The 12,452-nt window shown below is 55.9% G+C and carries 12 protein-coding genes; 7 read left to right on the forward strand and 5 right to left on the reverse strand.

Annotation, left to right across the window (positions count from 1 at the left end):
• Positions 1 to 4 precede the first annotated feature (4 nt).
• The 7 genes from hisD to hisIE are packed head-to-tail and all read left to right on the forward strand — an operon-like array spanning position 5 to position 6,168.
• A complete protein-coding gene (gene hisD, locus BLU64_RS08430; protein WP_074728391.1) occupies positions 5 to 1,315 on the forward strand; it encodes a histidinol dehydrogenase in 1,311 nt (436 codons plus the stop codon).
• Positions 1,312 to 2,385 carry a histidinol-phosphate transaminase gene (hisC, locus tag BLU64_RS08435; RefSeq protein WP_026743467.1) on the forward strand — a complete coding sequence of 358 codons (1,074 nt, stop codon included), beginning with the start codon at positions 1,312 to 1,314 and terminating at the stop codon, positions 2,383 to 2,385. Before hisD ends, hisC begins: the two co-directional genes overlap by 4 nt.
• A 15-nt stretch (positions 2,386 to 2,400) precedes the next feature.
• Positions 2,401 to 3,468 (forward strand): bifunctional histidinol-phosphatase/imidazoleglycerol-phosphate dehydratase HisB, encoded by a 1,068-nt coding sequence (gene hisB / locus BLU64_RS08440; protein WP_074728392.1) that lies wholly within the window; start codon positions 2,401 to 2,403, stop codon positions 3,466 to 3,468.
• Positions 3,468 to 4,058: an imidazole glycerol phosphate synthase subunit HisH gene (hisH, locus tag BLU64_RS08445; RefSeq protein ID WP_074728394.1), complete on the forward strand. Its 591-nt coding sequence runs from the start codon at positions 3,468 to 3,470 to the stop codon at positions 4,056 to 4,058. Before hisB ends, hisH begins: the two co-directional genes overlap by 1 nt.
• Before the next feature lie 6 nt (positions 4,059 to 4,064).
• Complete coding sequence (gene hisA / locus BLU64_RS08450; protein ID WP_026743464.1) at positions 4,065 to 4,802, forward strand: 1-(5-phosphoribosyl)-5-[(5-phosphoribosylamino)methylideneamino]imidazole-4-carboxamide isomerase; 738 nt, start codon at positions 4,065 to 4,067, stop codon at positions 4,800 to 4,802.
• Positions 4,784 to 5,560 (forward strand): imidazole glycerol phosphate synthase subunit HisF, encoded by a 777-nt coding sequence (gene hisF, locus BLU64_RS08455; RefSeq protein ID WP_026743463.1) that lies wholly within the window; start codon positions 4,784 to 4,786, stop codon positions 5,558 to 5,560. The genes hisA and hisF overlap by 19 nt, the downstream gene beginning before the upstream one ends.
• Complete coding sequence (gene hisIE, locus BLU64_RS08460; RefSeq protein ID WP_026743462.1) at positions 5,554 to 6,168, forward strand: bifunctional phosphoribosyl-AMP cyclohydrolase/phosphoribosyl-ATP diphosphatase HisIE; 615 nt, start codon at positions 5,554 to 5,556, stop codon at positions 6,166 to 6,168. The genes hisF and hisIE overlap by 7 nt, the downstream gene beginning before the upstream one ends.
• A gap of 597 nt (positions 6,169 to 6,765) precedes the next feature.
• Here hisIE and ihfB read toward each other — a convergent pair.
• From ihfB to serC, 5 genes are all read right to left on the reverse strand, one after another.
• A complete protein-coding gene (gene ihfB / locus BLU64_RS08465) occupies positions 6,766 to 7,050 on the reverse strand; it encodes an integration host factor subunit beta (RefSeq protein WP_026740440.1) in 285 nt (94 codons plus the stop codon).
• An 89-nt stretch (positions 7,051 to 7,139) separates the two neighbouring features.
• Entirely contained in the window at positions 7,140 to 8,813 is a 1,674-nt protein-coding gene (gene rpsA, locus BLU64_RS08470) for a 30S ribosomal protein S1 (protein ID WP_026740441.1), read from the reverse strand.
• Between the two features lie 104 nt (positions 8,814 to 8,917).
• Positions 8,918 to 9,607: a (d)CMP kinase gene (gene cmk / locus BLU64_RS08475; protein ID WP_074728396.1), complete on the reverse strand. Its 690-nt coding sequence runs from the start codon at positions 9,605 to 9,607 to the stop codon at positions 8,918 to 8,920.
• Positions 9,608 to 9,792: 185 nt separating this feature from the next.
• Positions 9,793 to 11,082, reverse strand: a complete 1,290-nt coding sequence (gene aroA, locus BLU64_RS08480; RefSeq protein WP_026743460.1) for a 3-phosphoshikimate 1-carboxyvinyltransferase — start codon at positions 11,080 to 11,082, stop codon at positions 9,793 to 9,795.
• A gap of 90 nt (positions 11,083 to 11,172) precedes the next feature.
• Positions 11,173 to 12,258, reverse strand: a complete 1,086-nt coding sequence (gene serC, locus BLU64_RS08485) for a 3-phosphoserine/phosphohydroxythreonine transaminase (protein WP_026743459.1) — start codon at positions 12,256 to 12,258, stop codon at positions 11,173 to 11,175.
• Positions 12,259 to 12,452: the final 194 nt, after the last annotated feature.

Here is a 12,452-nt window from a genome sequence, read left to right on the forward strand (position 1 = left end):
CACTATGGCAAACAGCTTCGAAACACTCATTGATTGGCAGGCGTGTTCAGAACCAGAGCGGCAACAGCTGCTGACGCGCCCGGCTATTTCCGCCTCCGGCCAGATCACCGCCATCGTCAGCGACATTCTGGATCGCGTGAAAGCCGAGGGCGACAGCGCCCTGCGCGACTTCAGCGCGCGTTTTGACAAAGCGCAGGTGGACAGCCTGCGCATCAGTCAGCAGGACGTTGACGCAGCGGCCGATCGTCTGGGCGATGACATTAAGCAGGCGATGGCGATTGCCGTACGCAATATCAAAACGTTCCACGAAGCGCAGCAGCTGCCGCCAGTAGACGTCGAAACCCAACCGGGCGTTCGCTGTCAGCAGCTCACCCGCCCCATCGCCAACGTGGGGCTTTATATCCCCGGCGGCTCAGCGCCCCTCCTGTCCACCGTGCTGATGCTGGCGACGCCGGCGACGCTGGCGGGCTGCAACCGCGTCATCCTGTGCTCTCCGCCGCCGATTGCCGATGAAATTCTGTATGCGGCGCAGCTGTGCGGCGTGCAAGAAGTCTTCCAGCTGGGCGGCGCGCAGGCCATCGCGGCCATGGCGTTCGGGACCGAAAGCATACCGAAGATGGACAAGATTTTTGGACCCGGCAACGCCTACGTGACCGAAGCCAAACGTCAGGTCAGTCAGCGTCTGGACGGCGCGGCAATTGATATGCCCGCCGGTCCTTCCGAAGTGCTGGTGATCGCCGACAGCGGCGCCACGCCGGACTTTATCGCTTCCGACCTGCTCTCTCAGGCCGAGCACGGTCCGGACTCGCAGGTGATTCTACTGACGCCGGATCGCGACCTGGCGCAGGCCGTCACCGTGGCGGTGGAACAACAGCTGAGTCAGCTTCCGCGCCGCGAAATCGCTGCTCAGGCGCTGGCGAGCAGCCGCGTGATCATCGCCCGCGACCTGACTCAGTGCGTTGAGATCAGCAACCAGTACGGCCCGGAGCACTTGATCATCCAGACCCGCAATGCGCGCGATTTGGTCGACGATATCATCAGCGCCGGTTCCGTCTTCCTTGGCGACTGGTCGCCGGAATCGGCGGGCGACTATGCCTCCGGCACCAACCACGTGTTGCCGACCTACGGTTATACCGCCACCTACTCCAGTTTAGGTCTGGCGGACTTCCAGAAACGGATGACCGTTCAGCAATTAACGCCGCAGGGCCTGCTCGCGCTGGCGCCCGCGATCGAGGTGATGGCGCAGGCAGAACAGCTGACCGCCCACAAAAACGCCGTCTCCCTGCGCGTCGCCGCCCTAAAGGAGCAAGCATGAGCATCGACAATCTGGCACGTGAAAACGTCCGTCAGTTGACGCCCTACCTGTCGGCCCGCCGACTGGGCGGCAGCGGCGACGTCTGGCTAAACGCCAACGAATATCCTCAGGAGCCGGAATACCAGCTCACGCTGCCGACGCTGAACCGTTATCCGGAATGCCAGCCGAAACAGGTTATCGAACGCTACGCGGCCTATGCGGGCGTCCGGCCGGAGCAGGTGCTGACTAGCCGTGGGGCGGATGAGGGCATCGAACTGTTGATCCGCGCCTTCTGCGAACCCGGCAAAGATGCCATTCTATTCTGCCCGCCGACCTATGGCATGTACGCGGTCAGCGCCGAAACATTTGGTGTCGAACGCCGCATGGCGCAGAGCACCGCTGACTGGCAGCTGGATATGGACTCGATCGAACGTCAGCTCGACAACGTCAAGGTGATCTACGTTTGCAGCCCGAATAACCCGACGGGCAACCTGGTCAACCCGGAAGATCTGCGCCGCCTGCTAGAACTGACGCAGGACAAGGCGCTGGTCGTTATCGACGAAGCCTACATCGAGTTCTGCCCGGAGGCGTCTACCGTCAGTTGGCTGGCAGACTATCCTCATCTGGTGATCCTGCGCACGTTGTCCAAAGCATTCGCGCTGGCAGGGCTGCGCTGCGGCTTCACGCTGGCGAACGAAGACGTTATTCAGCTGCTGTTGAAGGTGATTGCCCCCTATCCGCTCTCTTTGCCGGTCGCGGACATCGCCGCTCAGGCGTTGAGCGACGCGGGTATCGCCAAAATGAAGAAAAACGTCGCCGGGATACTGGAAAACCGTCGCTGGCTGGCCGACGCGCTGCGGCCGCTCGACTGCGTGGAATCCGTTTTCCCCAGCGAAAGCAACTACCTGCTGGTGAAGTTCGACCCGACGACCCAGGTGTTTAAATCGCTGTGGGAGCAAGGCATTATTCTGCGCGACCAAAATAAACAGCCCGGGCTGGCCGGCTGCCTGCGAATTACCGTCGGCACCCGCTACGAATGCGAACGCGTTATCGCTGCCCTGCAGGCGCTTTCCGGCATCACCACCGCTTAATCTTGAGGAACGATTGTGGGATTGAAATACCTTTTTATCGACCGTGACGGCACGCTGATCGCCGAGCCGCCTGAGGATTATCAGGTCGACCGGCTGGACAAACTGGCGCTGGAGCCGAATGTCATTCCTTCGCTGCTGGCGCTGCAAAAGGCTGGCTTTAAACTGGTGATGATCACGAATCAGGATGGACTGGGCACCGCCTGCTTCCCGCAGGAAGACTTTGATCCGCCACATGATCTGATGATGCAGATCTTCTCCTCTCAGGGAATTGCCTTCGAACGTGTGCTGATCTGCCCGCACCTGCCGTCCGACAACTGTGACTGCCGCAAACCGAAAACGGCGCTGGTTGACGCGTTCCTGAAAGACAACGTGATGGACAGCGGCAACAGCTATGTCATCGGCGATCGGGAAACGGATATCGAACTGGCGAAAAACCTGGGGATCACCGGTCTGCGCTACCAGCGAGACGGGCTGAACTGGGCTGATATCGTCGCCCAGCTGACCCGCCGCGATCGGCACGCGCACGTCAGCCGGGTGACGCGCGAAACGGCCATCGACGTCAACGTCTGGCTTGACCGTGAGGGAGAGAGCAAAATCAGCACTGGCGTCGGCTTCTTCGACCACATGCTGGACCAGATCGCCACTCATGGCGGCTTCCGCATGCAGGTTGAAGTCAAAGGCGATCTGTACATCGACGACCACCACACGGTAGAAGATACCGCGTTGGCGCTGGGCGAAGCATTGAATAAGGCGCTGGGCGATAAACGCGGTATCGGCCGCTTCGGTTTCGTGCTGCCGATGGACGAATGTCTGGCTCGCTGTGCGCTGGATATCTCCGGTCGCCCGCACTTGGAATATAAAGCGGAATTTAACTATCAGCGCGTGGGCGATCTGAGCACGGAAATGGTCGAACACTTCTTCCGTTCGCTGTCTTATGCGATGGCTTGCACGTTGCACCTCAAGACCAAAGGCCGCAACGACCACCACCGCGTCGAAAGCTTGTTTAAAGCTTTTGGCCGCGCGCTGCGTCAGGCTATTCGGGTTGAAGGCGATACGCTGCCGAGTTCGAAAGGAGTACTGTAATGGACGTGGTGATTCTGGATACCGGCTGTGCCAATTTGTCCTCCGTCGCCTATGCGGTGAAACGTCTGGGCTATGATCCGGTCATCAGCCGCGAGTCGGACGTGGTATTACACGCCGATAAACTGTTTCTACCGGGCGTCGGTACGGCACAGGCCGCGATGAATCAGTTGAGAGAACGCGATCTGATCGACCTGATCAAGGCCTGCACCCAGCCCGTTTTGGGCATCTGTTTAGGTATGCAGCTTCTTGGCAGCGCCAGCGATGAGAACGGTGGCATCGACACCCTGGGCATCGTGGATGCGCCCGTGTTGAAAATGGAAGACAAAGGCCTGCCTCTGCCGCACATGGGATGGAATCAATTGACGCCACAGGCGGGTCACCGCCTGTTCCGCGACATTCCTGAAGACGCTTACTTCTACTTCGTGCACAGCTACGCTATGCCGGTCTGCGCCGATACCATCGCTCAGGCTCAATACGGCGACGCCTTTACGGCGGCCGTGCAAAAAGAGAACTTCTATGGCGTGCAGTTCCACCCGGAACGTTCCGGCGCCGCCGGCGCGCAGTTGATGAAAAACTTTCTGGAGATGTAAACGGTCATGATTATTCCCGCTTTAGACTTGATCGACGGGCAGGTTGTCCGTTTGCATCAGGGCGATTACGGACAGCAGCGGCAATACGGCAGCGATCCGCTTCCTCGCCTGCAGGATTATCAGCAGCAAGGCGCACAGGTGCTGCATCTGGTTGATTTAACCGGGGCGAAAGACCCGGCCGCTCGTCAGATCCCTCTGCTGAAAACGCTGTTGGCAGGCGTCTCCGTGCCGGTACAGGTCGGCGGCGGTATCCGCACCGAGCAGGACGTAGAAGCCCTGTTGGAAGCCGGCGCCCGCCGCGTCGTCATCGGCTCCACCGCGGTAAAAGAACCGGAATTGGTGCAGTCGTGGTTTACCCGTTACGGCGCCGAGGCATTAGTACTGGCGCTGGACGTGCGTATTGATGCCGACGGCGTCAAAAATGTGGCGATCAGCGGTTGGCAGGAGAATTCGGGGATCACGCTGGAGCAGACCGTCGAGCGCTTTCTGCCGTTCGGTTTGCGTCACGTGCTGTGCACCGATATTTCACGCGACGGCACGTTGCAGGGCTCAAACGTCGATCTTTATCGAGAGATCAGCCAGCAATATCCGCAGGTGGCGTTTCAGGCTTCCGGCGGTATTGGCTCTCTGGCAGATATCGACTCGTTGCGCGGCAGCGGCGTGCAAGGCGTCATCGTGGGTCGCGCCCTGCTGGAAGGAAAATTTAACGTAGCGGAGGCCATTGCATGCTGGCAAAACGGATAATTCCCTGTCTCGACGTTCGTGACGGGCAGGTGGTCAAAGGCGTTCAATTCCGCAACCACGAAATTATTGGCGATATCGTTCCTCTAGCGCAGCGCTATGCGCAAGAAGGCGCGGACGAACTGGTGTTCTACGATATTACGGCGTCTTCCGACGGCCGCGTCGTGGATAAAACCTGGGTCTCTCGCGTGGCAGAAGTGATCGATATCCCCTTCTGCGTAGCCGGCGGTATCAAAAGTCTGGAAGAAGCCGCCCAGATCCTGTCGTTCGGCGCGGATAAAATTTCCATCAACTCGCCGGCGCTGGCCGACCCGACGTTGATTTCCCGATTGGCCGACCGCTTCGGCGTCCAATGCATCGTGGTCGGGATTGATACCTGGCATGATGCCGACACCGGGCGTTATCATGTTAATCAATACACCGGCGACGAAAATCGCACCCGCGTCACTCAGTGGGAGACGCTGGACTGGGTTCAGGAAGTTCAGAAGCTCGGCGCAGGTGAAATTGTTCTCAACATGATGAACCAGGACGGCGTCCGCAACGGCTACGATCTGGAACAACTGCGGCAGGTACGAGACGTCTGTCAGGTGCCATTGATCGCCTCCGGCGGCGCCGGCGCTCGCGAGCATTTTCTGGAAGCATTTCAGAATGCACGCGTCGATGGCGCGCTGGCGGCATCTGTCTTCCATAAACAAATCATTAATATTGGCGAACTAAAACAGTTCCTCAAGCAACAAGGCGTGGAGATCCGGGTGTGTTAACAGAACAACAAAGAAGCCAGTTAGACTGGGAAAAAACCAACGGCATGCTGCCAGCTATCGTACAACATGCCGTCTCCGGCGAAGTGCTGATGCTGGGTTATATGAATCCGCAAGCACTGCAGTCGACCGAAGAAACAGGAAAAGTCACCTTTTTCTCCCGCACCAAAAACCGACTGTGGACCAAAGGCGAAACCTCAGGCAATGTCCTGAACGTCGTCTCCATCACGCCGGACTGTGATAACGATACCCTGCTGGTTCTGGCCAATCCGGTTGGCCCTACCTGCCATACCGGCACAAGCAGCTGCTTCGCACCGGCCGCCAGCCAATGGCAGTTTCTGTTTGAGCTGGAACAGCTGTTAGCCAGCCGCAAGAGCGCCGATCCGGAAAGTTCCTACACCGCGCGGCTGTATGCCAGCGGCACGAAGCGTATCGCACAAAAAGTCGGCGAAGAAGGATTGGAGACTGCGCTGGCCGCAACGGTACATGACAGGGAGGAATTGACCAACGAAGCCTCCGATTTGATGTACCACCTGCTGGTACTGCTTCAGGATCAGGACTTGGATCTGGCGACCATTATAGGCTGTCTGCAACAACGTCATACCCAGTAATCGCCCCTCTACGTGGGTCACCCCTGGAGTCGCTGGGGTGACCCACATCTCGAAATTCGCGTGTACATCCCCGATAGCGACGCCAGCCGCTGTCTGCATGTCACCCAAATCGGCTTAGTTCGCCTTATCACACACCGAGCTAATTGTCCTCGCCGAGGTCCCGGTTTTAAAGCATCCGGCACGTGCGTCAGCCCTGCTCCTCATCATTTCTGAGGATGTTTAATGGTCTACACCTTTGACGTCTCAAAAACGCTGCATATCGGCTATATGATGCCTCAGTACACTGCGCCGTACATTCGCCGCCGCTGCCGCTTTCCCTTTTCCCCTCACAGAGGCTGCCACTCAGACCACGTCGCTTGACGTTGCCATGGCTGGTCGTTTCGCCTGAGTCTTTCTGGCATACCTCTGACGATTAGTGATGACCGATAGATTTATTCAAGTCACTCGCCCCACAATCATTAATAATGATAGAGATAAGCTAGTGGGCCGAATCTCAGATAGAAAAAAGGCGCCTTTTAAGGGCGCCTTTTAGAATTTTTACTTAGCTGTCTGTTGCACGTAATGCCGCGCAAGAGGGCGTTTAACTACAACCGTTAATCAGCCGTAGATATTCGCACGATCGCGCAGTTCCTTGCCAGGTTTGAAATGAGGAACGTATTTACCTTCAAGTTCCACCTTTTCACCTGTCTTCGGGTTACGTCCGACACGCGGTGCACGGTAGTGAAGTGAGAAACTGCCGAACCCACGGATCTCAATACGATCGCCTTCTGCCAGCGTACTCGCCATCTGCTCGAGCATCTCTTTCACCGCGTCCTCGACCAACTTGGCCGGGATATGAGATTGCTGTCCAGCAAGTCTTTCAATAAGCTCAGACTTGGTCATAGTTCCTCCAAGTATATGGTCTCTTAAAAACCATAGTAACTTACTACCGTTTGAGACCGGGCGGCATGGCGCCACCCGGTCCACCGTGATTATTCGCCTTTAGCTGCTTTGAAAGCTTCAGCCATTGCATTGGAGAAGTTGCTTTCGTCCTGTTTGTTGTTAACAGAAGCGATTGCATCTTTCTCGTCAGCTTCGTCTTTAGCACGAACAGACAGGCTAACTACGCGATTCTTACGGTCAACACCGGTGTACTTCGCTTCAACGGAATCGCCAACGCTCAGAACCAGAGTTGCGTCTTCAACGCGGTCACGCGCGGCTTCAGAAGCACGCAGGTAACCTTCAACGCCATCAGCTAATTCAACTGTAGCACCTTTAGCGTCAACGGCAGTAACTTTACCCGTAACAATCGCACCTTTCTTGTTCATAGACAGGTAGTTGTTGAACGGATCTTCAGCCAGCTGTTTAACGCCCAGGGAGATGCGCTCACGCTCTGCATCAACCTGCAGGACAACGGCAGCGATTTCGTCGCCTTTCTTGTACTCGCGAACAGCTTCTTCGCCAGCGACGTTCCAGGAGATGTCGGACAGGTGAACCAGACCGTCAATGCCGCCGTCCAGACCGATGAAGATACCGAAGTCAGTGATAGACTTGATCTTACCTTCTACGCGGTCACCCTTGTTGTGGGTTTCAGCGAACTGCTGCCACGGGTTGGATTTGCACTGTTTCAGGCCCAGGGAGATACGACGACGTTCTTCGTCGATATCCAGAACCATAACTTCAACCACGTCGCCCACGTTGACCACTTTAGACGGATGGATGTTTTTGTTGGTCCAATCCATTTCGGAAACGTGAACCAGACCTTCAACGCCTTCTTCGATTTCAACGAAGCAGCCATAGTCAGTCAGGTTGGTTACGCGACCCGTCAGACGAGTGCTTTCCGGGTAACGTTTAGCGATAGCAACCCAAGGATCCTCGCCCAGCTGTTTCAGACCCAGAGAGACACGGGTACGTTCGCGGTCGAATTTGAGCACCTTAACGTTGATTTCATCGCCAACGTTGACGATTTCGCTCGGATGCTTAACGCGTTTCCAAGCCATGTCAGTGATGTGCAGCAGGCCGTCAACGCCGCCCAGATCAACGAATGCACCGTAGTCAGTGAGGTTCTTAACGATACCTTTAACTTCCATGCCTTCCTGCAGGTTTTCCAGCAGCTGATCGCGCTCTGCGCTGTTTTCGGATTCGATAACTGCACGGCGGGAAACCACAACGTTGTTACGTTTCTGGTCCAGCTTGATCACTTTGAACTCAAGCTCTTTGCCTTCCAGGTGCAGCGTGTCACGTACCGGACGCACGTCTACCAGGGAGCCAGGCAGGAACGCACGAATACCGTTCAGCTCAACGGTGAAACCACCTTTAACTTTACCGTTGATAACACCAGTAACAGTCGCAGCTTCTTCGTAAGCTTTTTCCAGCATCAGCCATGCTTCGTGACGCTTAGCTTTCTCACGAGACAGCAGCGTTTCGCCGAAGCCGTCTTCGACAGCGTCCAGTGCAACGTCAACTTCATCGCCAACCTGAATTTCAATTTCGCCCTGCGCGTTCTTGAACTGCTCAGCCGGAATGGCGGACTCAGATTTCAGACCGGCGTCAACCAGTACGACATCTTTGTCGATAGCAACAACAACACCGCGAACGATGGAACCCGGACGGGTTTCGATTTCTTTCAGGGATTCTTCAAAGAGTTGAGCAAAAGATTCAGTCATGTTGATAATCTTAGGGTTTCTTAATTTAACGTCCATCTGGCATCCTGCTCGATGGGGCTGTTTCACATACCTCGCTACGCATCCTTACAGCGAGGTGGGATTATTTATTGGTTTGCCGGACCCAGCTTTTGACTTACATAAGCCAGCGCCCTTTCAACCACTTCATTTAACGACATCTCGGTCGAGTCCAGCACCAGGGCTTCCGGCGCCGGCACCAACGGTGCTACGGCTCGATTACGATCGCGATCGTCGCGTTCTTTAATCTCGGATAAAAGACGTTCAAAGTTAACACTAAAGCCTTTCTCCTGCAACTGCAGCATGCGGCGTTGCGCACGCTCTTCCGCGCTGGCGTCGAGAAAAATCTTCACGGCCGCATCGGGAAAGACGACGGTTCCCATATCCCGTCCATCGGCAATGAGGCCGGGCGCTTCGCGAAAAGCGCGTTGACGCCGCAGCAGCGCCTCACGTACGCGGGGAAATGCCGCTGTCTGCGACGCCGTGTTGCCCACTTCTTCAGTGCGAATTGCCAGACTGACGTCTTCACCTTCCAGTACGACTTTCAACTGCCCGTCTTCGGGAACGAAACGGACATCAAGGTGCGTCGCCAGCGGCACCAACGCTTCTTCAGAGTGGATATCCACCTGGTGATGCAAAGCCGCCAGCGCCAATACGCGATAGATAGCGCCTGAATCCAACAGATTCCAGTGCAACGCTTCCGCTAATGCCTTGCATAGCGTGCCTTTACCCGCGCCACTCGGCCCGTCAACCGTAATTACCGGTGCAGTCACCGCCATGTTCTTCTCCTTCACACAGGGAAAATCTTCGTGCCATTGTAGACAATAAAGTCAGCTATTATACGCCGACATAGCGATAAACATTAAATAAAAGGCTTGCACCTGCTAAATATTCGGCGAATTCTTATACAAATAGCGAATAAAACTATTCAGGGAGGTAAGCGCCCCCCCTGAAAGCAGAGGCATTAAGCAAACTGACTCAGTCTGGCCAATTGTTCAAAATAATCGGGGAAGGTTTTCGCCGTGCATTTAGGGTCGAGGATCGTTACCGGCGTATCAGATAATGCCAATAACGAGAAACACATCGCCATGCGGTGGTCGTTATACGTACCGATTTCAGCTGACGTCAGCTGTTTCGGCGGAGTGATGCGGATATAGTCATGCCCTTCTTCTACTTCAGCGCCGGCTTTACGCAACTCGGTGGCCATCGCGGCTAAACGATCGGTCTCCTTGACGCGCCAGTTGTAGATATTGCGCAGCGTGGTAGTGCCTCCCTCCGCAAACAGGGCCGTAGTAGCGATGGTCATGGCCGCGTCGGGAATATGGTTCATGTCCATGTCGATCGCATGTAGCGCATTGCGCTCGCATTCGATGTAGTCATCGCCCCAACGGATAATCGCCCCCATTTTTTCCAGCACATCGGCAAAACGAACATCGCCCTGAACGCTGTGGCGACCTACGCCAGTCACTCGCACCACTCCGCCCCGAATGGCGCCGGCAGCCAGAAAATAGGATGCAGAGGACGCATCCCCTTCCACCAAATAATCACCCGGAGAACGATAGCGCTGTTGCCCCGCAACCTGGAACGTTTGATATCCCTTATTTTCAACGGTGATGCCGAACGATTCCATCATATGCAAGGTGATGTCGATGTACGGCTTGGAAACCAAATCACCCTTGATACTGATACGCGTATCCTGAGGCGCCAGCGGCGACATCATCAGCAACGCCGTCAGGAACTGACTCGATACGCTGCCGTCCACCGTAATATCGCCGCCCTGGAAACCACCGCGCAAACGCAGCGGCGGATAGTTTTCCTGCTCCAGATAGTCGATGCGCGCGCCACCCTGACGCAGAGAATCTACGAGGTGACCGATGGGACGCTCTTTCATGCGCGGTTCGCCTGTCAGGACGATATCCCCTTCGCTTAGGCACAACGCGGCAGCCAGCGGACGCATCGCAGTTCCGGCATTTCCAAGGAACAATTCGAGCGGCTCACTGACATGAAACGGATGGCCTAGTCCCACGATGTCGCACTGGGTACGGTCCGCAGACAATTGATAGCTGACGCCTAACGCCTTGAGCGCATTCAGCATGTGACGTACGTCATCGCTATCCAGCAAGTTGGTTAAGCGCGTCGTGCCTTCCGCCAGCGCCGCCAATAGCAACGCGCGGTTGGATACGCTTTTCGAACCAGGGAGATTGATCGTGCCGTTAACACGTTTTACGGGTTGTAGGGTCAGGGATTCCTGCATGAGAATTGTTGTCTCCAAAATATTGATATAAAAACCCCGGTATCAGACCGGGGTTTTTATATAGAGCGACCACGGCCGCATGATGCGGTATCAGCCGTGGCGACGTTCGAAATCAGCCATAAACTCGGTCAAGGCCTTCACGCCTTCCAGGGGCATCGCATTATAGATGGATGCACGCATGCCGCCAACGGCACGGTGCCCTTTCAACGCATGCAGGCCAGCGCTCTGCGCTTCTTGCAGAAATACGCTGTCCAGCGCGGCATCCGCCAGCAGGAAAGGCACATTCATGCGGGAGCGGTTGGATGCCGCTACATCGTTGCTATAGAAATCACTGCGATCGATGGCGGAGTAAAGCAGCTCGGCCTTGGCCTGATTCTTCTTCTCCATCTCGACCAACCCGCCCTGCGCTTTGAGCCATTTAAACACCAGCCCGGAGAGATACCAGGCAAATGTCGGCGGCGTATTATACATGGAATCGTTGTCGGCCAGAATTTTGTAATCCAGCATAGACGGTAATTCCCGGCGAGATTTACCCAGCAAGTCGTCGCGTACAATCACCAGCGTCAGGCCGGCAGGACCGATGTTTTTCTGTGCGCCAGCATAGATTACGCCGTAGCGAGTCACATCAATGGCGCGGGACAGAATGCTTGAGGAGTAGTCGGCCACCACAACTTTGTCGCCGAACTCAGGCTGCTCTTCGATGGCCATGCCGTCGATGGTTTCATTCGGGCAGTAATGGACAAAAGCGGCATCGTCCGACAGCGCCCACTCGCGCATTGGTTTTACTGCCCGCAGGCCATCCACGCGCGTTTTCACGTCAATGACGTTAGGCGTGCCATATTTCTGCGCTTCATTAATGGCGCTGTGGGCCCAATAACCGCCATCGATATAGTCAGCTTTGTGATTGTCGCCCAACAAGTTCATCGGCACCGCCGCAAATTGCGCACGCGCCCCGCCGTGGCAAAAAAGGACTTTATAGTTGGAGGGGATATTGAGGAGATCGCGCAGATCCTGTTCTGACTCGGTGGCGACCCGGATAAATTCTTTGCTACGGTGGCTGATTTCCATCACTGACGTCCCCAGCCCCTGCCAGTTACACAATTCCTGTTGCGCTTGACGCAATACATCGGTCGGCAGCATCGCCGGACCGGCGCTAAAATTAAAAACCTGAGTCATTTCCCCTCACCACATTCTGTCTAAAATATAAAAAAAATGGCGACCTGAGTTGTCGCTGGTTTTGCTTGATTATTGGTTTTATCACTCGTTATTCGCGCCTGCAACGCTTATTCACCCCGGTTGCCGAAAACGTTGCCAACCGCGAGCCGATGCCGTCCTTCCACCTGTTGCCCGCCTGTTACAGAGAATAAATA

Source organism: Lonsdalea quercina (assembly GCF_900107885.1).
Lineage (GTDB): Bacteria > Pseudomonadota > Gammaproteobacteria > Enterobacterales > Enterobacteriaceae > Lonsdalea > Lonsdalea quercina.

Excerpts from the sequence above, each read along its gene's own strand:
- hisD (WP_074728391.1), top strand. The coding sequence starts at position 5 with ATGGCAAACAGCTTCGAAACACTCATTGATTGGCAGGCGTGTTCAGAA.
- hisC (WP_026743467.1), top strand. The coding sequence starts at position 1,312 with ATGAGCATCGACAATCTGGCACGTGAAAACGTCCGTCAGTTGACGCCC.
- hisH (WP_074728394.1), top strand. The coding sequence starts at position 3,468 with ATGGACGTGGTGATTCTGGATACCGGCTGTGCCAATTTGTCCTCCGTC.
- hisA (WP_026743464.1), top strand. The coding sequence starts at position 4,065 with ATGATTATTCCCGCTTTAGACTTGATCGACGGGCAGGTTGTCCGTTTG.
- hisF (WP_026743463.1), top strand. The coding sequence starts at position 4,784 with ATGCTGGCAAAACGGATAATTCCCTGTCTCGACGTTCGTGACGGGCAG.
- ihfB (WP_026740440.1), bottom strand. The coding sequence starts at position 7,050 with ATGACCAAGTCTGAGCTTATTGAAAGACTTGCTGGACAGCAATCTCAT.
- rpsA (WP_026740441.1), bottom strand. The coding sequence starts at position 8,813 with ATGACTGAATCTTTTGCTCAACTCTTTGAAGAATCCCTGAAAGAAATC.
- cmk (WP_074728396.1), bottom strand. The coding sequence starts at position 9,607 with ATGGCGGTGACTGCACCGGTAATTACGGTTGACGGGCCGAGTGGCGCG.
- aroA (WP_026743460.1), bottom strand. The coding sequence starts at position 11,082 with ATGCAGGAATCCCTGACCCTACAACCCGTAAAACGTGTTAACGGCACG.
- serC (WP_026743459.1), bottom strand. The coding sequence starts at position 12,258 with ATGACTCAGGTTTTTAATTTTAGCGCCGGTCCGGCGATGCTGCCGACC.